At 60.9% G+C, this 23,069-nt stretch carries 20 protein-coding genes; 15 read left to right on the top strand and 5 right to left on the bottom strand.

Annotated elements, in window-relative coordinates:
- Nucleotides 1-134: 134 nt before the first annotated feature.
- Nucleotides 135-5,954 carry an Hpt domain-containing protein gene (locus AC07S6_RS05970; protein ID WP_495111923.1) on the top strand — a complete coding sequence of 1,940 codons (5,820 nt, stop codon included), beginning with the start codon at nucleotides 135-137 and terminating at the stop codon, nucleotides 5,952-5,954.
- A complete protein-coding gene (locus AC07S6_RS05965; protein ID WP_003195048.1) occupies nucleotides 5,947-6,402 on the top strand; it encodes a chemotaxis protein CheW in 456 nt (151 codons plus the stop codon). Before AC07S6_RS05970 ends, AC07S6_RS05965 begins: the two co-directional genes overlap by 8 nt.
- 136 nt (nucleotides 6,403-6,538) lie before the next feature.
- Here AC07S6_RS05965 and AC07S6_RS05960 read toward each other — a convergent pair whose 3' ends face one another.
- Nucleotides 6,539-6,826, bottom strand: coding sequence for a HigA family addiction module antitoxin (locus tag AC07S6_RS05960; RefSeq protein ID WP_032902283.1), 288 nt, complete (start codon nucleotides 6,824-6,826; stop codon nucleotides 6,539-6,541).
- Between the two features lie 1,275 nt (nucleotides 6,827-8,101).
- On the bottom strand, nucleotides 8,102-9,322 hold the full coding sequence (locus tag AC07S6_RS05955; RefSeq protein ID WP_495111922.1) for a colicin-like pore-forming protein: 1,221 nt from the start codon (nucleotides 9,320-9,322) through the stop codon (nucleotides 8,102-8,104).
- Between the two features lie 365 nt (nucleotides 9,323-9,687).
- On the opposite strand from AC07S6_RS05955, the gene mdcA reads away from it, so the two are divergent.
- The 9 genes from mdcA to madM all read left to right on the top strand — a co-directional run bounded on the left by mdcA (nucleotide 9,688) and on the right by madM (nucleotide 16,809).
- Nucleotides 9,688-11,358, top strand: coding sequence for a malonate decarboxylase subunit alpha (gene mdcA, locus AC07S6_RS05950; protein WP_495111921.1), 1,671 nt, complete (start codon nucleotides 9,688-9,690; stop codon nucleotides 11,356-11,358).
- Nucleotides 11,359-12,192 (top strand): triphosphoribosyl-dephospho-CoA synthase, encoded by an 834-nt coding sequence (locus tag AC07S6_RS05945; RefSeq protein WP_495111920.1) that lies wholly within the window; start codon nucleotides 11,359-11,361, stop codon nucleotides 12,190-12,192. It begins immediately after the preceding gene.
- Entirely contained in the window at nucleotides 12,192-12,491 is a 300-nt protein-coding gene (locus tag AC07S6_RS05940) for a malonate decarboxylase subunit delta (RefSeq protein WP_060766832.1), read from the top strand. The genes AC07S6_RS05945 and AC07S6_RS05940 overlap by 1 nt, the downstream gene beginning before the upstream one ends.
- The gene (locus AC07S6_RS05935; RefSeq protein ID WP_371359513.1) at nucleotides 12,484-13,326 is read left to right on the top strand and encodes a biotin-independent malonate decarboxylase subunit beta; all 843 of its coding nucleotides are present in this window, start codon (nucleotides 12,484-12,486) and stop codon (nucleotides 13,324-13,326) included. The genes AC07S6_RS05940 and AC07S6_RS05935 overlap by 8 nt, the downstream gene beginning before the upstream one ends.
- The gene (gene mdcE / locus AC07S6_RS05930) at nucleotides 13,323-14,093 is read left to right on the top strand and encodes a biotin-independent malonate decarboxylase subunit gamma (RefSeq protein ID WP_495111919.1); all 771 of its coding nucleotides are present in this window, start codon (nucleotides 13,323-13,325) and stop codon (nucleotides 14,091-14,093) included. Before AC07S6_RS05935 ends, mdcE begins: the two co-directional genes overlap by 4 nt.
- A complete protein-coding gene (locus AC07S6_RS05925; protein ID WP_089041469.1) occupies nucleotides 14,087-14,683 on the top strand; it encodes a malonate decarboxylase holo-ACP synthase in 597 nt (198 codons plus the stop codon). Before mdcE ends, AC07S6_RS05925 begins: the two co-directional genes overlap by 7 nt.
- Complete coding sequence (gene mdcH / locus AC07S6_RS05920) at nucleotides 14,680-15,579, top strand: malonate decarboxylase subunit epsilon (protein ID WP_495111918.1); 900 nt, start codon at nucleotides 14,680-14,682, stop codon at nucleotides 15,577-15,579. Before AC07S6_RS05925 ends, mdcH begins: the two co-directional genes overlap by 4 nt.
- A gap of 67 nt (nucleotides 15,580-15,646) precedes the next feature.
- Nucleotides 15,647-16,039 carry a malonate transporter subunit MadL gene (gene madL / locus AC07S6_RS05915; protein WP_032894763.1) on the top strand — a complete coding sequence of 131 codons (393 nt, stop codon included), beginning with the start codon at nucleotides 15,647-15,649 and terminating at the stop codon, nucleotides 16,037-16,039.
- Nucleotides 16,040-16,044: 5 nt separating this feature from the next.
- Complete coding sequence (madM, locus tag AC07S6_RS05910) at nucleotides 16,045-16,809, top strand: malonate transporter subunit MadM (protein ID WP_127880409.1); 765 nt, start codon at nucleotides 16,045-16,047, stop codon at nucleotides 16,807-16,809.
- Nucleotides 16,810-16,933: 124 nt separating this feature from the next.
- Here madM and AC07S6_RS05905 read toward each other — a convergent pair whose 3' ends face one another.
- Nucleotides 16,934-17,848 (bottom strand): LysR family transcriptional regulator, encoded by a 915-nt coding sequence (locus tag AC07S6_RS05905; RefSeq protein ID WP_495111917.1) that lies wholly within the window; start codon nucleotides 17,846-17,848, stop codon nucleotides 16,934-16,936.
- A 145-nt stretch (nucleotides 17,849-17,993) separates the two neighbouring features.
- Here AC07S6_RS05905 and trhA point away from each other — a divergent pair, with 145 nt between their 5' ends.
- On the top strand, nucleotides 17,994-18,611 hold the full coding sequence (gene trhA / locus AC07S6_RS05900) for a PAQR family membrane homeostasis protein TrhA (protein WP_020301905.1): 618 nt from the start codon (nucleotides 17,994-17,996) through the stop codon (nucleotides 18,609-18,611).
- A 17-nt stretch (nucleotides 18,612-18,628) separates the two neighbouring features.
- Here trhA and AC07S6_RS05895 read toward each other — a convergent pair whose 3' ends face one another.
- Entirely contained in the window at nucleotides 18,629-19,531 is a 903-nt protein-coding gene (locus AC07S6_RS05895; protein WP_058410812.1) for a LysR family transcriptional regulator, read from the bottom strand.
- Nucleotides 19,532-19,639: 108 nt separating this feature from the next.
- Between AC07S6_RS05895 and AC07S6_RS05890 the strand changes: the two genes are divergently transcribed.
- From AC07S6_RS05890 to AC07S6_RS05880, 3 genes are read left to right on the top strand one after another with little or no spacing between them, the layout of a single operon-like run.
- The gene (locus AC07S6_RS05890) at nucleotides 19,640-20,881 is read left to right on the top strand and encodes a D-amino acid dehydrogenase (protein WP_495111916.1); all 1,242 of its coding nucleotides are present in this window, start codon (nucleotides 19,640-19,642) and stop codon (nucleotides 20,879-20,881) included.
- Between the two features lie 10 nt (nucleotides 20,882-20,891).
- Nucleotides 20,892-21,242 carry a RidA family protein gene (locus AC07S6_RS05885; protein ID WP_495111915.1) on the top strand — a complete coding sequence of 117 codons (351 nt, stop codon included), beginning with the start codon at nucleotides 20,892-20,894 and terminating at the stop codon, nucleotides 21,240-21,242.
- Nucleotides 21,243-21,267: 25 nt separating this feature from the next.
- Nucleotides 21,268-22,170, top strand: a complete 903-nt coding sequence (locus AC07S6_RS05880; RefSeq protein ID WP_490613531.1) for a transporter substrate-binding domain-containing protein — start codon at nucleotides 21,268-21,270, stop codon at nucleotides 22,168-22,170.
- Between the two features lie 122 nt (nucleotides 22,171-22,292).
- Here AC07S6_RS05880 and AC07S6_RS05875 read toward each other — a convergent pair whose 3' ends face one another.
- On the bottom strand, nucleotides 22,293-23,012 hold the full coding sequence (locus AC07S6_RS05875) for a 16S rRNA (uracil(1498)-N(3))-methyltransferase (protein ID WP_014720301.1): 720 nt from the start codon (nucleotides 23,010-23,012) through the stop codon (nucleotides 22,293-22,295).
- Between the last annotated feature and the right edge of the window lie 57 nt (nucleotides 23,013-23,069).

Genomic DNA, 23,069 nt, shown 5'->3' with positions numbered 1-23,069 from the left:
GCTTGCCTGCGATAGCGGTCTGTCAGATACAGATATAGTGCTGACCCACCGCTATCGCAGGCAAGCCAGCTCCCACATCGGATCTCCATTGTTTGTGAGATACCAGCAACTCATGAATTCTAAGCGGAGCAGTTATGGTTGATCGGCACGACTACGTGGCCCTCGAATGGGTCAAGGGCGATATTGCCGAAACCCTGAAACAGGCCCGGTCGGCGCTGGACGCGTACGTTGAAACCCTTGACGACGACGCCCTCAACCAATGCCTGGCCGGTATCCACCAGGTGCATGGCGCGCTGCAAATGGTCGAGTTCTACGGCGCGGCGCTGCTGGCCGAAGAGATCGAAGAACTGGTCCTTGCGCTCCAGGCCGGGCACGTCGGCCAGCGCGATGAAAGTATCCGCCTGCTGCAACAAGCCCTCGGCCAACTGCCGCTGTACCTCGACCGCGTGCACAGTGCCCGCCGCGACTTGCCGCTGGTGGTGCTACCGCTGCTCAACGACCTGCGCAGCGCCCGTGGTGAAAGCCTGCTATCGGAAACCAGCCTGTTCAGCCCGCAACTGCTGTCGATCGAGCCGTTGCCTGAGCAAGCCCTGGCCCAGCGGGCCACGCCGGATCTGCATGAGCAGTTGCGCCAATGGCGCCACCTGCTGCAACAAGCCCTCGCCGGATTGCTGCGTGAAGACCACGGCCCCAGCAACCTGGAAGACATGGCGCGGGTGTTCGCACGCCTTGAAGCGCTATGCCAGGGTGCGCCGCTGCTGCCGTTGTGGCAGGTCACCTCGGCGCTGGTCGAAGGCATGCTCACCGGCGTGGTCGCCAACAGCCCGGCGCTACGCAGCCTGCTCAAGGCCAGCGACAAGCAACTCAAGCGCTTGCTGGTTCAAGGCATCAATGGCATCAACCAGCCGGCACCGGACGAGTTGCTCAAGAGCCTGTTGTTCTACGTCGCCAAAGTCACCCGGCCGACGCCGCGCATGCAGAGCCTGAAGGAGCGCTACGGCTTGGACGAAGCCTTGCCCGACAGCGCCGTGGTCGATGCTGAACGTGCACGGCTGGCCGGGCCGGATCGCAATGCCATGGGCTCGGTACTCGGGGCGTTGTGTGAGGAACTGGTGCGGGTCAAGGAACGCCTGGATCTGTTCGTGCGCAGTGATCGCCAGCACACCCAGGACCTCGATCCGTTGCTGGCGCCCTTGCGGCAGATCGCCGATACCCTCGCGGTGTTGGGTTTCGGCCAGCCGCGCAAAGTGATCATCGACCAACTCGCCGTGGTGTTGAGCCTGGTCCAGGGGCAGCGCGAACCCAATGACGCGGTGTTGATGGATGTGGCCGGCGCGTTGCTGTATGTCGAAGCGACGTTGGCCGGGATGATCGGCACCGTCGAACCGCAAAGCCGTGAAGACAGCCGCTTGCCCACCACCGACCTGACCCAGATCCATCAGTTGGTGATTCGTGAATCGTGCCAGTGCCTGCGCCAAGCCAAGGAGCTGATGATCGACTGCATTGAGGCTGATTGGGATCGCCAGCGCCTGGAGTCCTTGCCCGAGCTACTGAGCCAGGTGCGTGGTGCCCTGGCGATGATTCCCTTGCCGCGTGCGGCGAGCCTGATGCGCGGTTGCACCGACTACGTCGATGAGCAGTTGATGGTCAATGATGCCGCCCCTTCGGCGACACAACTGGCGCATTTTGCCGAGGTGGTCAGTAGCCTGGAGTACTACCTCGAACGCATGCTTCAAGACCCTGACGCGGCAGGGGAAAAAGTACTGGAGTTGGCCACCCAGGGCTTGAATGCATTGGGCTACCTGCCGGTGGAAAAACCCTGGCGCCAGGCCCTGGTCGCGCCCGAGGGGGCACTGTCCTCCGAGGCCGTATCAAACCAATCCCAATTCGATGCCTTGGCCAGCCCTGCATCACGTCTCAACCCTCCGGCCTTGCAGCGTCCAGGCAGCCTGTTGCCGCCGCCGGCCGGCGAGGAACCGATTGACGATGAATTGCGCGAAGTCTTCCTTGAAGAAACCGATGAAGTCCTCGACGTGCTGCATCGCTACCTGCCCGACAGCGCGGACAAAGCCGCCCAGGGAGAAATGCGCCGGGCTTTCCATACCCTCAAGGGCAGCGGCCGCATGGTGCGCGCCCTGGTGCTGGCCGAGCTGGCCTGGGCCGTGGAGAACCTGCTCAATCGCGTGCTGGAACGCAGCTTAGTCCTTGGCCCTGAGGTGCAGCAGGTGTTGGATGAGACCGTGGCCCTGCTGCCGGAGCTGATCGCTGATTTCGCTAGCGACGGCCAGCGCCAGCGCGATGAAGTCGACGCCTTGGCCGCCCGTGCCCATGCCCTGGCCAGTGGCGCTGCAACGTCGACCACCGAGCCCCATGACCCAATGCTTCTGGAGATCTTTCGCAATGAAGCCCAGGGCCATCTGGACAGCCTCGACCACTTCCTGCAACAGGCCGCCGAGCAGGTGCCGCTGCAGGTCAGTGATGAACTGCAACGCGCCTTGCACACCCTCAAGGGCAGCGCCTACATGGCCGGCGTGTTGCCCATTGCCGAACTGGCGCGCCCGTTGGATCACCTCACCCGTGAGTACAAGGCCCACCGCGTGCCGCTGGGCAAGGACGAAGTGGCGTTGTTGCTTGAGGCACAAGGGCTGTTCCAGCGCGGGGTGCGTGACCTGGACAACAATCCCCTGGCGCCGATCCACGGCGCGGCCAGCGTGATCAGCCGCACCCAACACCTGCTGGAGCATCAACTTGCCGCCTTGCTCGACGCGCCCACGACCGGCCTGCACGTCAAGCGTGACCCGCACTTGATCACCAACTTCCTGGCCCAGGGCATGGACATCCTGCTCGACGCCGAAAGCCTGCTGCGCCGCTGGCAGCAGCACCCCGGCGACCGTCAGGAACTCACGGCATTGCTGGACGAGCTGACTACGTTGGGCGAGGGCGCTCACCTTGCCGACCTGCACCCTATCGACGCGTTGTGCGAAGCCTTGCTCGACCTGTATGGCGCGGTGGAAGAAAGCAGCCTGGCGGTCAGCGCCCGGTTCTTCCAAGAGGCCGAACAGGCCCATGACGCGCTGATCAACATGCTCGACCAGTTGGCAGCCGGCCAGGAAATCAGCCCCGCACCCGCACGTCTGCAGGCGTTGCGCGAGTTGCTGGACGAAGCCTTGGACCCGTCCGCCACGGGCCTGATCAAAAGCGACGGCAGCCGCGCCCTGAGTATCTCCGAGTTGGGCGCGGCTACTGCGCAGTTGGATCACGCCACCGCGATGGACGACGAGATTGTCGAGATATTTCTTGAAGAGGCCGTAGACATCCTCGACAGCGCCGGGCAGTCGCTCAAGCGCTGGTTGCTGGAACCCGAAAACGCCGCGCCCTTGTCCTCGTTGCAGCGGGACCTGCACACCCTCAAGGGCGGCGCACGCATGGCCGAAATCGACCCGGTGGGCGACTTGGCCCATGAGCTCGAATGCGTTTATGAGGGGCTGGTGGATCGCCGCTACAGCTATTCCGTGGAGCTGTCCCAGGCACTGATGGCCAGCCACGAACGCTTGGCCCAACAGTTGGACGAACTGCAACAGCAGCAACCCTTGAGTGACGGCGCCGAGCTGGTCGAAAGGTTGCGGGAGTTGCGCCAGGCCAGCAGCCCGGCAGCGCCGGCTGCGGTGGCACCCGCCTCGGGTGCCGACCCGGAATTGCTGGATATCTTCCTCGAAGAAGCTGCCGATATCCTCGACAGCTCAGGCAGCGCGTTAGTGCGCTGGCAGGGCGAGCCGGGCAATCGCCAAGAAGTGGAAACCCTGCTGCGGGACCTGCACACCCTCAAGGGCGGTGCGCGCATGGTCGAGATCGGGCCAATCGGCGATCTGGCCCATGAGCTGGAATTTCTTTACGAAGGGCTGTCCGCCGGTTTGCTCGCGCCGACCCCTGAGTTGTTCGCACTGCTGCAAGGCTGCCATGACCGCCTGGCGCAGATGATCGACGCCGTGGCCGAGGGTCTTCCGGTGGGTTCGGTGGATAAACTCATCGAGCGCATCAAGAGCCTGGTGCACCCCAGTGATGAGCCGGTCACACCGGTGGCGCTGCCGGCGGGCAAGGCCGAAGCGGTCGCCGATCCGGCCGCCGACATGGTGAAAATCTCTGCCGACTTGCTCGATGACCTGGTCAACCTGGCTGGTGAAACCTCGATCTTCCGTGGGCGTATCGAGCAGCAAGTCAAGGATGCGCGCATTGCCTTGAGTGAGATGGAAACCACCATCGAGCGCATGCGCGACCAGCTGCGCCGGCTCGACAGCGAAACCCAGGGCCGCCTCCTGAGCCGCCAGCAAGCCGAGGCCGAACGCCTGGGCTACGAAGAATTCGATCCGCTGGAAATGGACCGCCATTCGCAGCTGCAACAGCTGGCCCGTGCGCTGTCCGAATCTGCCTCCGACCTGCTCGACCTCAAGGACACCCTTGAGCGCCGCAACCAGGATGCCCACAACCTGCTGCAGCAACAGGCGCGTATCAACACCGAGTTGCAGGAAGGCCTGATGCGCACGCGCATGGTGCCTTTCGAGCGCATGTTGCCACGCCTCAAGCGCATCGTGCGGCAAGTGGCGGGCGAGTTGGGCAAGGACGTGGAGTTTATCGTCGGCAATGCCGAAGGCGAGATGGACCGCAATGTGCTGGAGCGCATGGCGGCACCCTTGGAGCATATGCTGCGCAACGCGGTCGACCACGGCCTGGAGTCGCGCGAAGTGCGGCTGGCGGCGGGCAAACCGGAGAAGGGCCGCATCACCCTGGACCTGACCCACGAAGGCGGCGACATCGTCTTCGACATGCGCGACGACGGCGCCGGCGTGCCCCTCGAAGCGGTGCGACGCAAGGCGATCAAGCGCGGCCTGCTCGCGCCCCATCAAGAGATCAGCGACCGTGACGTGTTGCAGTTCATCCTGCAGCCGGGCTTTTCCACCGCCGAAAAAATCACCCAGATTTCCGGGCGCGGCGTGGGCATGGACGTGGTGCATGAAGAAGTGCGCCAGCTCGGCGGCTCGATGGTGATCGACTCGACGCCGGGCATGGGCGTGCATTTTCGCATTCGCCTGCCGTTTACCGTGTCGGTCAATCGTGCGCTGATGGTGCACTGCGCGGACGACCAATACGCGATCCCTCTCAACACCATCGAAGGCCTGGTGCGCGTGCTGCCCCACGAATTGGCGGGGCACTACCAGCAAGACCCGCCGCACTATGAATACGCTGGCCAGCGCTACGAGTTGTTCTACCTCGGCGACCTGCTGCACACCGCCAGCCGCCCGAAACTGCTGGGCCAGTACCAGCCTGTGCCGGTGCTGCTGGTGCACTGCAATGAACGCCGCGTGGCGGTGCACGTGGATGCCATGGCCGGTACCCGCGAGATCGTGGTCAAGGGCCTGGGCCCGCAATTCTCCGGGGTGCAGGGCGTGACCGGCGCGACCATCCTGGGCGACGGCCATGTGGTGCTGATCATCGACCTGCTGGCGCACATCCGCGCTCGGCAACCGGCCTTGCCGGCCCAGGCAGTGGATGCGCCGCTGATCCTCAACGACCCACTGAAAAAACGCCCGCTGCTGGTGCTGGTGGTGGACGACTCGGTCACTGTGCGCAAAGTCACCAGCCGCCTGCTGGAGCGCAACGGCATGAACGTGCTCACCGCCAAGGACGGTATCGACGCCCTCGCCATCCTGGAAGAACACACCCCGGACTTGATGCTGCTCGACATCGAAATGCCGCGCATGGACGGCTTCGAAGTGGCCATTCAGATACGCAACGACCCACGCCTGATGCGCTTGCCGATCATCATGATCACCTCACGCACCGGCCAGAAACACCGCGACCGCGCCATGGCCATTGGCGTCAACGACTACCTCGGCAAACCGTACCAAGAGTCGGTGCTGCTGGAGAGCATCGCCTACTGGAGCAAGTCCCATGCTTGAGCATCGCACCAGCCAACTCACCGGCCTGCTGCTGCCCCTGGCCGACCGCCACTTGGTGCTGCCCAACGTTGCCGTCGCCGAGCTGATCGACTTTCAGCGCGGCGAACCGGCCAGCGATGCGCCGCCGTGGTACCTGCGGCAAGTGACCTGGCGCGATCGGCAAATTCCGCTGATCAGCTTTGAAGCGGCCTGCGGCGAAGCCAGCATGACGGGCGAACGCTCGCGCATCGTGGTGTTGAATGCACTGGGCGGGCGGCCGACATTGAAATTCATTGCACTGGTGATCCAGGGCATTCCCCGCTCATACAAGCTCGATAGCGAATTGAGCTACGTGGACGTGCCCCTGTGCCCGCTGGAACTGGCGGCGGTGCAAGTGGGCGAGCAGGTGGCGAAGGTGCCCGATTTGATGGGGCTTGAAGCGCTGCTGGTAGAGTCCGGCCTGGCCTGATCCTGAGTCCTATGAAGATCCACTGTGGGAGCTGGCTTGCCTGCAAAAGCGGTGTTTCAGTCACTGCATAAAACACTGACCCACCGCCATCGCAGGCAAGCCAGCTCCCACACTGAGCTGCGCTCATCTCCAGGTCTCAATCAATCCGCGCAAACCGTTCAATCACTGGCTGCTCCCGATGCTCGGCCTGCCATAAGTCGTAGGCACTTTGCATCGACAACCATAACTGGGCAGTACTCACGCCGGCCCGTTCCAACCGAACGGCAAGGTCCGGGCTGACCGGGGCGTGGCCATGCAGGATCCTTGAAAAAGTCTCACGGGCGAAACCAAGGCGTCGCGCCATCTCGGTAATGGTGATGCCCAAGGCTGGGATAACGTCCTCAAGTAAAATTTCACCTGGGTGAGGTGGGTTGTGCATCGGCATGTTGGTGCGTCCTTCGACTATGGGCATTCAACCACGAAGGCTAGAAGGACCAGTTCCAAGCAACAACCCCAAAACGCTGTATGAAACTTCCTGCATGCCTTTCGACATAAAAGGCTTCGGATTTTTCCTGCAAGATTTTGGGCCACGCATGAACTTGTGGTGAGAGGTCCGCACGCCTAGTCTTCGTCCCGTCATCGCAAAAAACGGTGACACGGACGTGCAAGTCCGGTTACATGTCGGCGCACCAACGCCCATAGCCATTCAACGGGCGTTTTTTATGCCTGCTGTACTCGTTATGGCGGCTGTGCGTGGGAGACTCTTCGGAGTCTGCCGGGGTCCGATATGCCCGGTCTTGCACACCTGCGCACAGCTGCCACCTTGATTCGCGTGCAAGCGGAAGAGGGCAGCTTCCATCACATATCGGAGCTGTAAATCATGGTCGAACCTACGCCCAATCCACCCCTCCCCAGCCGCTTGGACCTTAATCGTCCCCCCCCAATGGACCTGGCGCCCCCATGATTCCCCCACGCTGCATTCCCAACCAGAGCTCGATATTAATAGTTTTCGCTCCAACAGCCACTAAGGCGCTGGATGGTTTAGTAGGGGTGAATGCCTGCACATTCAATGTGGTTTTTGAGTAGTGCTTTGTTGAAGTAGGGCGCGTGAAATCATGAAGAAAATTAGATAGTTGAACAATATGAGTCCGTACAATGCCAGTAGTAGTGCTGAGGTGAATATAGGCAGTAAAAATAAATGGCTGCCTACCATTCTGAGTTTGTGGTCGTTTGCCGAAAAGTCTATATGGCTAAAATAGTTCTGATAAATAAATAAAGCATTTACCAATGTAAGGCCCATGCACATAAAAATGTATTTTGGCCAGGTTATGTCTTTCAAGTTGATTTTAGCCAGTGTCGAATTTTTTATTGTGTTGAGCAGTACAAAGATTCCGAAAATAGGCCCGAAGATGCTGATGTAATTAGCTATCGCTTTGGCTGGCAAGGGAAAGTGTGATGACCATGCGCCCACTACACCCAACAGATTATTATCGAGAAAATTATTGAATGCTAACGAAATGGGTGTGTTGGGTTGAGCGGGTAACGCTGCAGCCAGCACGAAGATCGGGAAAATGCTTAAGAGCATTGTTAGCAGTGGGAGTCTTATCGAAGAGTGTCGTGGTAGTGATGTATTCACAGTTGGCCTTGTAGCGACGATCTGTCGAGCGATGAACGATGTGTGGTGCTTAGTGAAAAATCACTAAGCACCATGACTATTTCGTTAACCGGTATAAACCAGGTGGTTGATTTTGTCTACGGTCTTTGGGTCGATATAAGCGGATATCGCAGCCATGATGACTGCGATGAATACAAAGCCTACACCCGTAGCTACAGCAGGAAGACTGATCGCTGCCAGCCCCGTCGCAGCCAACGCGCCGAACCCTGAAGACACCGCAGTGCCTACTGCAATACTTTCGACTTCTAGCATCAAGGGTTTCCAGTCACCGGTATTAAAACCGGTCAATGCGGCGGTGGAAATTTTAGAGACTTGGAGAGTCAAACCAATCACCCCAAATCCTCGGCTAAGCCTTTTCAAATTGTCGGAGAAAGCTTGGTTGTCAAGTACCTTCAGAGCGGTGTCGACGGCTGCCGCATCTTTTTGGTTGAGCTTGAAGTTCGGGTTGTTCTGAATTTTTTCAAATGCGACTAGCGCTTGGGGATAGCTATTGATGTTTTTCCCGGAAACATTGTTCTTTAGATCTTGGGCAACCTCGCCCATGGCGGCACCGTAGCGGTTTGCGATTTCCTTGTTGGTATCACTGATGAACCCCAGTGAATCTTTGAGTGCGGCAGGGTCAAGTTTGTTAATTTCGTTAGAGTAAGTATCGAGCTGGTCCCTTAGATAATCAAAGATCTTGTTTTGAATATCGATTTCATAGCTTGACTTAATGCCTTCAAGTTCATGGCCCATGATGTTTTCTAAGGAGTCATTGCCCGTTTTTACTGAAGCATCGACTTCTCCCATAATAGTGTCAATGGTGCGCGAGAGGTAGTTCTTTGCCGGAAGATCGTCAAGCTTTTTCTCATAATATTTGCGTAGCTGTGAACGGCGGAAGGCGACATTTTCGATGGCATTTGCTTTCTGTTCGATCGATTCAGCCGGAGGAGAGCCGATAATGGGACCCGTTTCTCTGATCGTTTTATCGATCTCGGAATTCATAGTATTTGGGATATCGCGCGCGTCAGCTTCGTAGCTAAGTTGAAAGTCGAACTTCACTTCTTTGAGTTGAAGTGGCAGCACACGCTGATAGTCCACGCCGGCATCTTCGTAGCTGTCCATGCTGGGCCATGTACCGCTATCGGCGGCCTCAGTCATGAGGCGATCGACTGTTTCATGGCCGATGGCTACGTTGCCCAAGCTAATACCGATCTGACTGGGTGGGGGTTCATTAGCGTAAATGTAAGTAGCGGGAAGATCGATGTGTCCAGGGAGATATGACATAAGTTTAATCCTTTAAACTTTTGGGTTTAGCGCATGTCCTTTCTAAGACAGTGAGGTATACGCGTTGTTATTCATCATGAATGCGCTTTGGCTCGAACGCGCCCCCGTTATCCTAACGAAAGCGTGCACCGGTAAAGCGAAAATAACTGTACATACGTACAGTTATTTTGTCTAGGGCGATTTGAGAATTTTTCTCGTCTGGACTCATTTCAGCATCTCCTTTTGGAGTTGTGTCTGATCACCCAGTCCTGTGTTCGTACGGCTCCGTTACTCCAGCCGTAACGTTCTATCGTTGAGCTTGATTGATGGTCCCTGGTTTCACTCCTAAGGTAAGCCCCACGACAGCAACCCCCCGTGGAGCGACCATGACAACAACCATCACCCCCGACTCGTGCTGGACGCGGCGGCGCGACGAGAAGCAGCGGCGGCTCGGGCTGGTCAAGAAATACGCAGACGGGGCTGTGTTGCCCAGTGACAAAATCGTCGAGGCCCTTGAAGCCTTGATCCTCCCCGGCGACCGCGTAGTGTTGGAGGGCAACAACCAGAAGCAGGCCGATTTCCTCTCGCGCTCCCTGGCCAAGGCCGACCCCGCCAAGCTCCACGATTTGCACATGATCATGCCCAGCGTGGGCCGTTCCGAGCACCTGGATCTGTTTGAAAAGGGCATTGCCCGCAAGCTGGATTTCTCTTTCGCCGGCACCCAATCCCTGCGCATCAGCCAGTTGCTGGAAGACGGCATGCTGGAGATCGGCGCGATTCATACCTACATCGAGCTCTATGCGCGGCTGGTGGTGGACCTGATCCCCAACGTGGTGCTCTCCGCTGGTTTCATGGCTGACCGGGCCGGCAATATCTACACCGGCGCCAGCACCGAAGACACCCCGGCGTTGATCGAGCCCGCCGCCTTCAGCGATGGCATCGTCATCGTGCAGGTCAACCAGTTGGTGGATGACGTCACCGACTTGCCCCGCGTCGACATTCCCGCCAGTTGGGTGGATTTTGTGGTGGTGGCGGACAAGCCGTTCTACATCGAGCCGCTGTTCACCCGCGACCCACGCCATATCAAGCCGGTGCATGTGTTGATGGCGATGATGGCGATCCGGGGCATCTACGAAAAACACAATGTGCAGTCGCTCAACCATGGCATTGGCTTCAACACCGCCGCCATCGAATTGATCCTGCCCACCTACGGCGAATCCCTGGGCCTCAAAGGCAAGATCTGCCGCAACTGGACCCTCAACCCGCACCCCACCTTGATCCCGGCGATTGAAAGCGGTTGGGTAGAAAGCGTGCATTGCTTCGGCACCGAACTGGGCATGGAAAACTACATTGCCGCACGCCCGGATGTGTTCTTCACCGGCCGCGATGGCTCCATGCGCTCCAACCGCATGTTCTGCCAACTCGCCGGCCAATACGCCGTGGACCTGTTTATCGGCGCCACCCTGCAAGTGGATGGCGACGGGCATTCCAGCACCGTGACCCGTGGCCGCCTCGCCGGTTTCGGTGGCGCGCCGAACATGGGCCACGACCCACGCGGCCGCCGTCATAGCACACCGGCCTGGTTGGATATGCGCCACGACGATGCGCCTGAGGCCTTGCTTGAACGCGGCAAAAAACTCGTGGTGCAAATGGTCGAGACCTTCCAGGAAGGCGGCAAACCGACCTTTGTCGACACCTTGGACGCAGTGGAAGTGGCCCGCAAAAGCGGCATGCCCCTGGCGCCCATCATGATCTACGGCGACGACGTCACCCACTTGCTCACCGAAGAAGGCATCGCCTACCTGTACAAGGCGCGCTCCCTGGAAGAACGCCAGGCAATGATCGCCGCCGTCGCCGGGGTGACCGCCATCGGTATGCGCCACAACCCCAAGGACACTGCGCGTATGCGCCGCGAAGGCTTGATTGCCTTGCCCGAAGACTTGGGTATTCGCCGCACCGACGCCACCCGCGAGTTGTTGGCCGCCAAGAGCGTGGCCGACCTGGTGGACTGGTCTGGTGGCCTCTACAACCCGCCCGCCAAATTCAGGAGCTGGTAAATGCACGCGCTCAAACAGCATGAACTGAGCCTGGCCGATCGCCTGGCGGATATGGCCGTGGATGCGCTGATCGACGAAGCGGATTTGTCGCCCAAACCCGCTCTGGTAGACCGGCGCGGCAACGGCGCCCACAGCGATTTGCACCTGGGGCTGATGCACGCCTCGGCGCTGTCGCTGTGGCCGATGTTCAAGGAAATGGCCGAGGCCGCGCTCGACATCGGCGAAGTCGGCCTGCCCCTGCGCGAGGCGCTCGGGCGTATTGGCCGGGAAGGCGAGCAGGCCATGCTCGCCACTACCCAGGGCGTGAACACCCATCGCGGTGCGATCTGGGCGCTGGGGTTGCTCGCCGCTGCGGCGGCCTTGGAGCCCCGTGCCATAACCTTGACCGCCGCCAAGCTGGCCCTGCTCAACGACCGCTTCGCCCCGCAGCCCATGAGCCATGGGGCCCAGGTTGCGCAGCGCTACGGCGCACGCGGTGCCCGTGAAGAAGCCCAGCTCGGCTTCCCTTCGGTGATTCAACGCGGCCTGCCGCAACTGCATAAGAGCCGCCGCGAAAACGCCGGTGAGCAGAACGCCCGCCTGGATGCTTTGCTGGCGATCATGACGGACCTGGCAGACACCTGCGTGCTCTACCGCGCCGGTACCGAAGGCCTGGCTACCATGCAACAGGGCGCCCAAGCCGTGCTCGACGCCGGTGGCAGCGCAACCCTGGCCGGACGCCGCCAACTGCATGAGCTGGACCTGCAACTGCTGGCCTTGAATGCCTCCCCCGGTGGCGCCGCCGACCTGTTGGCCGCCTGCCTGTTTATCGACCGCCTCGACGGAGCGTTGTGATGGAAACCTTGTCCTTTGAATTCCCCGCCGGGCAGCCCCCCAAAGGCCGTGCGCTGGTGGGTTGCGTCGGCTCGGGCGACCTGGAAGTGCTGCTGGAGCCGGGCACGCCCGGCAGCTTGACCATCCAGGTGCAAACCTCGGTCAATGGCGCGCAACAACGCTGGCAGCACCTGTTCGAACGCATCTTCCAGGAGCAGACGCCACCGGCCCTGAATATTGATATCCACGACTTCGGTGCCACACCCGGTGTGGTGCGCTTGCGCCTGGAGCAAGGTTTCGAGGAGATCGGCCATGACTGACTTACTCGCTAAACACAGCTTTGTCGAACTTGGCGCCCGGCAGCGCGCCAAGGCGCTGTTGGATGCAGGCACCTTCCGCGAGTTGATCGACCCGTTCCAGCGGGTCATGTCGCCGTGGCTCAGCCGCCAGGGCGTGGTGCCCCAGGCCGATGATGGTGTGGTGATCGCCAAGGGCAGCATCGGCGCCAAGCCTGTGGTGATTGCCGCGATCGAAGGCAATTTCCAGGGCGGCAGCCTGGGTGAAGTAGGCGGCGCAAAAATCGCGGGCGCCTTGGAGCTGGCCGCCGAAGACAACCGCAACGGCATCCCCACCTGCGCCGTGTTGCTGTTGGAAACCGGTGGGGTGCGCTTGCAGGAAGCCAACCTGGGCCTGGCCGCCATTGCCGACATTCACGCGGCGATTGTCGACCTGCGCCAGTACCAGCCAGTGATCGGTGTGGTGGCCGGCAGTGTCGGTTGCTTTGGGGGCATGTCCATCGCGGCTGGCTTGTGCAGCTACCTGGTGGTCACTCGCGAAGCACGCCTGGGCTTGAATGGCCCACAGGTGATCGAGCAGGAGGCGGGCCTGGAGGAATACGACTCCCGTGACCGCCCCTTTATCTGGAGCCTTACCGGTGGCGAGCAACGCTTCAACAGCGGCTTGGCCGACCGTTATGTGGCGGACGATGTGGCGCAGATCCAGCAGACCGTCAGCACACTGTTGCAGCAAGGTGTACCCGCACAACCGCGTAGCCGGCGCGCTGATTTTTACCTGGCGCGCCTGGCCGAACTGGACGCGAGCGCGCAAATCGAGCCGGCGACTGTTCGCGCGCTGTATGAGGGAGAACGCTCATGAGAGGCTTGCAGTGGTTCAACGCGTTGAGCGCCAACGCAACGCCGGTGGAAGGTTTGCCGGGCTCATTGAAAGTGGCGGATGGAGTATTGGGTGGACAGGCGGTGCGCTATATCGCCGTGGTTCCCGACTCGCACAACCGCTTCCCCCGCGCCCGCAATGGCGAAGTCGGCCTGCTGGAAGGCTGGGGCTTGGCCAAGGCGGTGGACGAAGCCATCGCCCGGGGTGACAAGCGTCCTATCATCGCTATCGTCGACGTACCCAGCCAAGCCTATGGCCGCCGCGAAGAAGCCCTGGGCATTCATCAGGCCCTGGCCGCCGCGGCTGACAGCTACGCTCGCGCTCGGCTTGCCGGCCACCCGGTGATCGCCCTGCTGGTGGGCAAGGCCATGTCGGGCGCGTTCCTCGCCCACGGCTACCAGGCCAATCGGCTGATTGCCCTGCGCGACCCTGGCGTGATGGTGCATGCCATGGGCAAAGCCTCGGCCGCCCGGGTGACCTTGCGCAGCGTCGAAGAATTGGAAACCCTGGCCGCCAGCGTGCCGCCGATGGCCTATGACATCGACAGCTATGCCAGCCTGGGATTGCTGTGGGAGACGTTGTCAGTCACCCGGATTGAACAACCCACGGCGGATGACGTGGCGCGGGTCAGCGATTGCCTGGTGCAGGCGGTCAAGGATATCGGCAGTACCGACTTGAGTTCACGCCTTGGCGCCACCAACCGAGCCGCCTCCAGCCGAGTGCGCCAGCTGTTGCGGGAGCAATGGTGAACGCCCACGACTTGCTCTGGGGCATGACCCTGGCGCATCTGCCTGCCGATGCCCCGGCCTGGGTGCGGGACGCAATCCGTGCCGGGCATCCGGTGGTGGTGCGGCGTGCCATCGCCGAGCCGGGCCATGTGGCGGTCGGTGTGCGTGGGCGTTTGCGTGAGCAGCGTTTTGCCGCCCAGATGCCCGTGGCGGCGGTGCAACGGCGGGTGGCGCCGCAAGCTTTGCGAGCGGCGGTCTCACCACGGGATTTACCGGCGCTGCGGGCCCTCGATCAACTGCGGCCGGTGCTGGCGCCGCAAGATTGGGGCGTCAGCGGCAGTGCCGGGTTTGAATTGGCCAGTGGCATTGAAGCGCTGCATGCCAACAGTGATCTGGATTTGATCCTGTGCACGCCCAAGCCCCTGGATCGTAGCGAGGCGCGAGCGCTGTTGGCGATCCTGGACACCGCGCCTTGTGCCGTCGACCTGCAATTGCAAACCCCTTTCGGTGCCGTCGCGTTGCGCGAATGGGCCGGCCCCTCACGCCGTGTACTGCTCAAGACCGTCAGCGGTGCGCACCTAGTGCTCGACCCTTGGCAGGCCGTGGCATGAGCAGCCTTCTGGTGTTTCCGGGGCAGGGCGCCCAACGCAGCGGCATGCTCCAGGCGTTGTCGGCCGAGATTCTGCAAGAGGCCAGCGATGCCCTGGGTGAAGACGTTCGTCGGCTCGACTCGGCGCAGGCGCTTGAATCGACGCGGGCTGTGCAACTGTGCCTGTTGATCGCCGGCGTGGCCCATGCCCAGCGATTACAGTGCACGCCGGATTATGTGGCGGGCCTGTCCATCGGCGCCTACCCGGCTGCGGTGATCGCCGGGTCCCTGGGTTTTGCTGATGCGATAAAACTGGTCAGCCTGCGTGGCGAACTGATGCAGCAGGCTTATCCACAGGGCTATGGCATGACGGCGCTGATCGGCCCTGATCTTTCCAGCGTCGAGGCCTTGCTGGCGGATATCCACAGCCCGCAAACGCCGGTGTACCTGGCCAATATCAATGCCGATAACCAGACCGTCATCGCCGGCAGCAACGAGGCGATTAAGCGGGTTGCCGAGCGCATCAAAGGCAACGGTGTCGCCAAGCGCTTAGCGGTCAGCGTGCCGTCTCACTGCCCGTTGCTGGAGCAACCCGCCCAGGCTCTGTTCCAAGCCTTCGTCCCACTCAAGGCGCCGCGCATCACTTACCTGAGCAGCACCCGCGCGCGACCTATCCACAACCCCGAACAACTGCGTGACGACCTGGCCTTCAATATGTGCCGCGTTGTCGATTGGCGCGGCACGGTGCAGAGCGCCTACGAGCGCGGTGTGCGCCTGCAAATCGAGCTGCCTCCGGGCGCGGTGCTCACCGGTCTGTCACGCCGTGTTTTTGAACAAGGCACGGTGATCGCCTGCGAAGGCGCCCGCCTGGACACCTTGCAGGCCCTGCTGCAAGAGGAGGAGCGCCGCCACCGATAACGCAGTACCCAAGGCTTTCGAAGCACAAAAACAACAATTTCGAACGAGCACTTTGAGGACAACAACCATGATTATCTACGGTGTGGCTTTTTTGGCGTTCTGCACGCTGGCAGGGCTGTTTGTGGGTGAACTGCTGGGCAAGCTGTTGGGTATTCCGGCCAACGTCGGCGGGGTGGGTATTGCCATGCTGCTGTTGATCGGCCTGGGCAGCTACCTGAGCAAACGCGGCCTGTTTACCGGCAAGTCAGAGCAAGGCGTGAGTTTCTGGGCGGCGGTGTATATCCCGATTGTGGTGGCGATGGCTGCCCAGCAAAACGTGTATGGCGCCATCAGCGGTGGGCCTATGGCGATTCTGGCCGGGACCCTCGCCGTGGTGCTCGGCTTTGCCCTGGTGCCCGTGCTGGTGCGTATCGGTAACCGCGAGCCGGTTGCTCCTGTTCCCACCAAAGAAGCCGGGTGATCGCCATGTACGAATCGATGATGAAAGTGATCACCGGCTACGGCTTGATCAGTGGTTTCGCCGTAATCGGCCTGACCATGTGGGTGTCTTATTGGATCTCCGATACCTTCACCAAGGGCCGCCTGCATGGTTCGGCCATTGCCATTCTGCTGGGGTTGGCGCTGTCGTATGTGGGCGGTGCGTTTACCGGTGGTTCCAAGGGCGTGGTGGATATTCCACTGTTGTCAGGCATCGGCCTGCTCGGTGGTGCGATGTTGCGGGACTTTGCCATTGTCGCCACGGCGTTTGGTGTGAGTGTCGATGAGCTCAAACGCGCCGGCTACGTGGGTGTACTGGCGCTGTTTGTCGGCGTGGGCTCGTCGTTCGTTGCCGGGGTCGGGGTGGCGATGACGTTCGGGTACACCGATGCGGTGAGCCTCACCACCATCGGTGCCGGGGCCGTGACCTATATCGTCGGCCCGGTGACCGGCGCGGCGATTGGGGCCAGCTCCGAGGTGATGGCGCTGTCCATTGCCGCGGGGTTGATCAAGGCCATTCTGGTGATGGTGATGACGCCGTTCGTAGCGCCGCTGATCGGGCTGAACAACCCACGCAGCGCGGTGATCTTCGGTGGCTTGATGGGCACCTCCAGCGGTGTGGCGGGCGGCCTGGCGGCGACTGATCCGAAGCTGGTGCCTTATGGGTGTTTGACGGCGGCGTTCTATACGGCCCTGGGGTGTTTGCTGGGGCCGTCGTTGTTGTTTTTGCTGATGCGTGGGTTGGTGGGCTGATAGGGGATGATCGTTCCCACGCTCCGCGTGGGAACGCCTCTTGTGACGCTCTGCGTCACGGTCAAAAAGCGGACGCGGAGCGTCCTAAGCTGCGCTCCCACGCAGAGCGTGGGAGCAATCGTCCTCAGCTTTGGCGATTGGCATACATCCGACACTCCGCCAACAACGCCAGCAGGTTCGGGTCACGCTCCTTGGCTTTCAAAAACACCACACCGATCTGCTGCTGCAACCGATACCTGGGTTGCAGCGGTATCAGCTTCACGCGGTTCTCATACACCGCTGCGATACGTCCTGGCAGCAGCGCATAACCCACCCCTGAACTGACCATGCTCAGCAAGGTGAAGATATCGTTAACCTGCATCGCCACCTTCGGCTCGAACCCGGCCTGATGGAACACCCGGTTGCCGTCCTGATGCGTGGCGAAGCCCTGGGTGAGGGTGATGAAGGTGGCATCGCGCACGTCGGCCAGGTCGATTTCCTGATTGCGGTCTAAGGGGGAGTCGGCCGGCGTGGCAAGGAAGATGTCATCGCTGAACAACGCGATCTGCTCACAATCCGAATCGGTGGCGTGATCGTCCAGGGAGATGAGGATCGCATCGACCTCCATGTTCTTGAGCTTGTAGAGCAGGTCGAAGTTGGAGCCCAGGATCAGGTCGATATTCAGTTCGCTGCGCCGGATTTTCAGGCCCATGATCAACTGTGGCACGGTCTTGACCGTCAGCGAATACAGCGAGCCGAGCTTGAAACGTTCGGCCGAGAACCCAGCGGCTTCGCGGGTCAGGCGCACGCTGTCGACCACGTCGGCCACCAGTTTCTGCGCACGCTCTTCGAGCACGTAGGCGCTTTCCAGCGGAGTGAGGTTGCGCCCCTCGTGTTTGAACAGCGGGCAGCGCAGGGCACTTTCCAGGGAGTGAATGGCGCGGTGCACGCTGACATTGCTGGTTTGCAGCTCGGCGGCCGCGCGGGCCAGGTTGCCGGTGCGCATGAACGCCAGGAAGATCTCCAGCTTCTTGAGGGTGAATTCTTCGTCGATCAGCATGGCCTTGGGCTCTTGTTCGATTGCACTCGATTGTGCCCGTAAACGCGGCTGTCGTCGCCGGAACGTCACGTGCCGCTTGCACTCTGATGCGCAAGGCTGGACGCTTGTCCGCCTGTTCTTGAGGGTTACGGGAGGTCAGTGACAGATGTACCACGGGGAACGATTCAACGCCTGGAGCCATTTGCTCGGTGCAGTCGCGGCGTGTATTGGCGCCGTATGGATGTTGGTAGTGGCAAGCCTGGACGGCAGTCCCTGGAAAATCGTCAGCGTGGCGATTTATGGCTTTACCCTGATGGTGCTGTACAGCGCGTCGACGGTGTACCACAGCGTGCGGGGGCGGCGAAAAGAGATCATGCAGAAGGTCGATCACTTCTCGATCTACCTGTTGATCGCCGGCAGCTACACACCGTTCTGCCTGGTAAGCCTGCGCGGGCCGTGGGGCTGGACGCTGTTCGGGATCGTGTGGGGGCTGGCGGTGATTGGCATCCTGCAAGAGATCAAGCCGCGCTCGGAGGCTCGGATTCTGTCCATCGTGATCTACGCGGTAATGGGCTGGATCGTGCTGGTGGCGGTCAAGCCGCTGATCGCGGCGCTGGGCACGGCAGGGTTTATCTGGTTGGCCGCGGGTGGGGTGTTGTACACCGTGGGCATCATCTTTTTTGCCCTGGAAGATCGCCTGCGCCATTCCCATGGCATCTGGCATTTGTTTGTGATTGGCGGCAGCCTCCTGCATTTTGTGGCGATCATGCATTACGTGCTGTGAATGCTGGTGGCTGCTCTTTAAAGACGCTCGAGCAACTCACGGGCACGATTGCCGAAAATCTGCAGCAGCTTGGCCAGCATATGCGGCGGTGGCTCATCGCCGCGGGTCAGGGCGTAGAGGGTGATCGGCAGGGGGGGCGTGAGGGTGCGGATACAGGTGGTTGCCGTCGATGCGCCGAGGGCGGTAAAAGGGTCGATCACCGTCAAGCCGGCTCCGGACTCCACCATCGCCCGGGCCAGGGAATAGGTTTGCACCGAGATGGTCACCCGTGGCGGTGGATCAACGTTCTCCAGGTAGCTGTCCAGCTTGGTCGCCAGCGGATCGGCACTGGAGAGCCCGATCAATGGCGCGCCCGCCAGTTCGCTCAGTGGCAACGGCCGGTTGATTTCAGCCGCCGACCAATAGCCCTTGGACGCCAATGCAACCAGCACGCCATTGGCCAACACCTGTGTGGTCAACCCGGGATGGCCGGAAAAGTTGAGGGTCAGCGCCAGGTCGATTTCGCGCATTAACAGCTTCTGGACCAGCTCACGGCTATGGTCGCTGGACAGCTCGCAAGCCATGTCGGGGTATTCGCGCTTCCATTCCAGAATCGCTGGAGGCAGCAGCGACAAGGCCAGCGCGGGTATCGCACCAATGCGTACGCTTTGCCCTGGGGCGCGGCGCAGGCTCTTGGCCAGGCGCCGTACACCTTGCAAGCTCTCGGTGACTTTCTCGACTTCGCGTTCCAGCGCCAGGGCTTCCGGCGTGGGTTGCAATTTGCCGCGTACACGAAGAAACAGCGCAAAGCCCAGCTGCAATTCGGCGTGCTGCAACACTTTGGTCACCGCCGGTTGCGAGACGTGCAGCAACTGCGCGGCGGCACTGATCGAGCCAGTCTGGCGAATGGCCTGGAAGATTTCGATATGACGCAAGCGCATGGCAGGTCCATAACCTTTGTTTATAGGTGACCCATCTTTATTCATTGTCGGTGGCCTGTCACCTGCGCCTACGCTTGGCCTTCAGTTAATCAACGGTCGGGGGCTGGGATGGCGAGGCAGGTTTGCATCATCGGTGGTGGGGTCATCGGCCTGGCCAGTGCTTACGCACTGGTGCGGGCAGGCCACGAGGTCACGGTGATAGACGCCCGTGACACCCTGGGGAGCGAAACCAGTTTCGCCAACGGTGGGCAGCTGTCCTATCGCTATGTTGCACCGCTGGCCGACGCGGGCGTGCCGCTGCAGGCGATGGGGTGGCTGTTGCGTGGGGACTCTCCGCTCAAGCTGCGCCCTCGCCTCGACCCCCGGCAATGGCGCTGGATGGCTGCATTCGTCGGCGCATGCCGGGGCTCGGTGAACAAGCGCAACGCTGCCCACTTGCTGCGGCTGGCGAGCCTGAGCCAAGGCACCTTGCAGCAATGGCGTGTCGACGATCGGCTGGACGGCTTCGACTGGCGGTGCAACGGCAAGCTGGTGACTTTCCGGAATGCCGGGACCTTCGAGCGTGCGCGTGCAAACGTCACAGACATCCTGCAGCAGCAGGTACTGTCGATGGCCGACTGCCAACGCCTGGAACCTTCCTTGGCGGCGCGGGATTTTGTCGGAGGCATCTATACGCCCAGTGAAGAAGTTGCGGACTGTCATGCCTTTTGCCAACGCCTGGCCGCCAGGTTGGAAGCGTCCGGGCGTTGCACATTTTTGCTGGGGCGCAAGGTTACCGGGGTTCGTCACGCCGACGGTGCGGTGCAGGCCATCGAGTTGGGCCATGAAGTGATGCCGGTCGATCAACTGGTATTGGCTGCCGGGCATCGCAGTGCCGAGCTGGCATTCCCGCGCTTGTCGCTGGCGCTTTATCCGCTCAAGGGCTACAGCCTGAGCGTGCCGATCGGCGAGCAGCACAAAGCACCGAACGTAAGCATCACCGACTACGACCGCAAGATCGTCTATGCACGCATAGGTGAGCAACTGCGGATCGCGGCCATGGTGGATATTGTCGGCTTTGATGCGCGTCTTGAACCCAAGCGCCTGGCGTTGATAAAGCGTCAGGCGCTGGAAACGTTTCCTTTGGCCGGTGACTACGCCCAGGCGGTCGAATGGGCCGGTATGCGCCCGGCAACACCGACGGGCGTGCCATTGATCGGTGCCAGCGCCTACCGCAACCTGTGGCTGAATCTGGGGCATGGCGCACTGGGCTTCACCCTGGCCTGCGGCAGCGGCCAACTGCTGGCCGAGCTGATCGACCAGCGCCCCCCTTCCATTGATATGCAGGGCCTGACGCCCCGCGCCGCTTGAGGATGCAGCCATGACCATTACCCGAATCAATAGCAACGAACGACTCAGCGGCACCGTGACGTTCAAGGACCTGGTGTTCCTTTCGGGCCAGGTACCGGGCGACGGCCTGGATGTGGCTACTCAGACCCGGCAAGTGCTGGCCAGGATCGACGCGCTGTTGGCCGAGGCGGGCAGTGATAAGGATCACTTACTCAACGCCACGATTTACCTGAAGGACATCGGTGCCGGTTTTGCACCGATGAATGATGTCTGGTCCGCATGGCTCTCGCCAGGCATGGCGCCCACGCGCACTACCTTGCAAGCAGAGCTGGCGCGGCCGAGTGTGCTGGTGGAAATCAGCGTGATTGCAGTACGTAAATAACCTCAAAGACCAACGGAGAATAACAATGAAAAAGATCCTGTTGACCGGCTGCACCCTGGGCCTTTTGTGGGGCGCGCAGGCGCATGCAAGCGAAGCGCCGCTGGCGGGCACTTTGAGCAAGATCGCCAGCGCCAAGTCCATCACCCTGGGCTACCGCGATGCGTCGGTGCCGTTTTCCTACGTGGGGGATAGCAGTGGTAAACCGATGGGCTACTCGGTGGACCTGGCAAACAAGATTGTCGAGCGTATCCAGCAGAAAACCTCAGTGGGCGACCTCAAGGTGAAGTACAACCTGGTGACGTCCCAAACCCGCATCCCGCTGGTGCAGAACGGCACTGTCGATTTGGAATGCGGCTCAACCGGCGTGACGGCTGAACGGCAGAAGCAAGTGGCGTTCTCCTACGGGTTTATCTACGTAAAAGGCCAGTTGCTGACGGCCAAGGACAGCGGGATCAAAGGCTTTGCCGACCTAGCGGGCAAAAATGTGGTGACCACTGCCGGCACCACCAATGAGCGCTTCCTCAAAAGTTATAACGCTGAACACAAAGCCAATATGTTCGTGATCAGTGCCAAGGACCATGGCGAAGCGTTCAAGATGCTTGAGACTGGCCGGGCCGTAGCGTTTTATATGGACGACGCGTTGCTCTACGGCGAGCGCGCCAAGGCCAAGGACCCGCATCATTGGGTGGTGGTGGGCGAGGAGCAATCACGGGAGATCTACAGCTGCATGGTGCGCAAGGATGATCCGCAGTTTCTTGCAGTGGTCAACGAGACTTTGGGCGATCTGTACCGCTCAGGTGAGATCAACGGGATTTACCAGCGCTGGTTTGAACAGCCGATTCCGCCCAAGGGCTTGAACCTTGAGTTCCCGATGACCAGCGAGTTGAAGGCGATCATCGCCAAGCCGGTGAGTGATCCGGTGGAGTAAGTCTGGGGTTACCGGATAGAACTGTGGGAGTTGGCTTGCCTGCGATAGCGGTCTGTCAGTTGTAGATTAACTGCCTGAACCACCGCTATCGCAGGCAAGCCAGCTCCCACATTTGATTGGGTTTAGAAGTCGCCCCAGAGTTGTTGGGCGACGGAGAGTGCGACGACGGGGGCGGTCTCGGTACGCAACACCCGCGGGCCGAGGCGAGCGGCGTGGTAGCCGGCGTCTTGGGCGGTCGCGACTTCATTATCGGTGAGCCCCCCTTCGGGACCGATCAAGAACGCCAGGCTCGATGGCTTGGCGTGGCTGATCATCGGCTCTGCCACAGGGTGCAGCACCAGCTTCAAGTCCGCCTCGGTTTGCTTGAGCCAGTCTGCCAGCAATAGCGGTGGGTGAATCACCGGCACCGTCGAACGCCCACATTGCTCGCACGCGCTGATTGCCACCTGGCGCCAGTGCAGCAGGCGCTTGTCGGCGCGTTCGTCCTTGAGGCGTACCTCGCAGCGGTCGCTGAAGATCGGTGTGATCGCGTTGACACCTAATTCAGTGGCCTTCTGGATCGCCCAGTCCATGCGCTCGCCTCGGGACAGGCCCTGGCCGAGGTGAATATGCAGGGGCGATTCGGCCTGGCCGGCAAAGCTATCGGTGAGTTGCACGGTGACGCGTTTTTTACCGACTTCCAGCAAGGTGCCACTAAACTCCTGGCCAGAGCCGTCGAACAGTTGCACGGCATCGCCTTCACCCATGCGCAACACACGGCTGATGTAATGCGCCTGGGCTTCGGGCAGTTCGTGATCGCCGAGGCTCAGTGGGGTGTCGGTGAAAAAGCGGGACAGTCTCATTTCTGTTCTCTGAAGAAGTTTATGTAGGCGCAGCGGCGCGCCTGGAATGCCTTCGCG

It is taken from the genome of Pseudomonas sp. GW821-FHT07B01 (genome assembly GCF_059419065.1).
Note: the sequence above shows the minus strand (reverse complement) of the source record. Positions and strands in the feature narration are given on the sequence as shown.

Bases quoted from the DNA above. Each gene is read 5' to 3' on its own strand.
- AC07S6_RS05970 (WP_495111923.1), top strand. From the start codon at position 135: ATGGTTGATCGGCACGACTACGTGGCCCTCGAATGGGTCAAGGGCGAT.
- AC07S6_RS05965 (WP_003195048.1), top strand. From the start codon at position 5,947: ATGCTTGAGCATCGCACCAGCCAACTCACCGGCCTGCTGCTGCCCCTG.
- AC07S6_RS05960 (WP_032902283.1), bottom strand. From the start codon at position 6,826: ATGCCGATGCACAACCCACCTCACCCAGGTGAAATTTTACTTGAGGAC.
- AC07S6_RS05955 (WP_495111922.1), bottom strand. From the start codon at position 9,322: ATGTCATATCTCCCTGGACACATCGATCTTCCCGCTACTTACATTTAC.
- mdcA (WP_495111921.1), top strand. From the start codon at position 9,688: ATGACAACAACCATCACCCCCGACTCGTGCTGGACGCGGCGGCGCGAC.
- AC07S6_RS05945 (WP_495111920.1), top strand. From the start codon at position 11,359: ATGCACGCGCTCAAACAGCATGAACTGAGCCTGGCCGATCGCCTGGCG.
- AC07S6_RS05940 (WP_060766832.1), top strand. From the start codon at position 12,192: ATGGAAACCTTGTCCTTTGAATTCCCCGCCGGGCAGCCCCCCAAAGGC.
- AC07S6_RS05935 (WP_371359513.1), top strand. From the start codon at position 12,484: ATGACTGACTTACTCGCTAAACACAGCTTTGTCGAACTTGGCGCCCGG.
- mdcE (WP_495111919.1), top strand. From the start codon at position 13,323: ATGAGAGGCTTGCAGTGGTTCAACGCGTTGAGCGCCAACGCAACGCCG.
- AC07S6_RS05925 (WP_089041469.1), top strand. From the start codon at position 14,087: ATGGTGAACGCCCACGACTTGCTCTGGGGCATGACCCTGGCGCATCTG.
- mdcH (WP_495111918.1), top strand. From the start codon at position 14,680: ATGAGCAGCCTTCTGGTGTTTCCGGGGCAGGGCGCCCAACGCAGCGGC.
- madL (WP_032894763.1), top strand. From the start codon at position 15,647: ATGATTATCTACGGTGTGGCTTTTTTGGCGTTCTGCACGCTGGCAGGG.
- madM (WP_127880409.1), top strand. From the start codon at position 16,045: ATGTACGAATCGATGATGAAAGTGATCACCGGCTACGGCTTGATCAGT.
- AC07S6_RS05905 (WP_495111917.1), bottom strand. From the start codon at position 17,848: ATGCTGATCGACGAAGAATTCACCCTCAAGAAGCTGGAGATCTTCCTG.
- trhA (WP_020301905.1), top strand. From the start codon at position 17,994: ATGTACCACGGGGAACGATTCAACGCCTGGAGCCATTTGCTCGGTGCA.
- AC07S6_RS05895 (WP_058410812.1), bottom strand. From the start codon at position 19,531: ATGCGCTTGCGTCATATCGAAATCTTCCAGGCCATTCGCCAGACTGGC.
- AC07S6_RS05890 (WP_495111916.1), top strand. From the start codon at position 19,640: ATGGCGAGGCAGGTTTGCATCATCGGTGGTGGGGTCATCGGCCTGGCC.
- AC07S6_RS05885 (WP_495111915.1), top strand. From the start codon at position 20,892: ATGACCATTACCCGAATCAATAGCAACGAACGACTCAGCGGCACCGTG.
- AC07S6_RS05880 (WP_490613531.1), top strand. From the start codon at position 21,268: ATGAAAAAGATCCTGTTGACCGGCTGCACCCTGGGCCTTTTGTGGGGC.
- AC07S6_RS05875 (WP_014720301.1), bottom strand. From the start codon at position 23,012: ATGAGACTGTCCCGCTTTTTCACCGACACCCCACTGAGCCTCGGCGAT.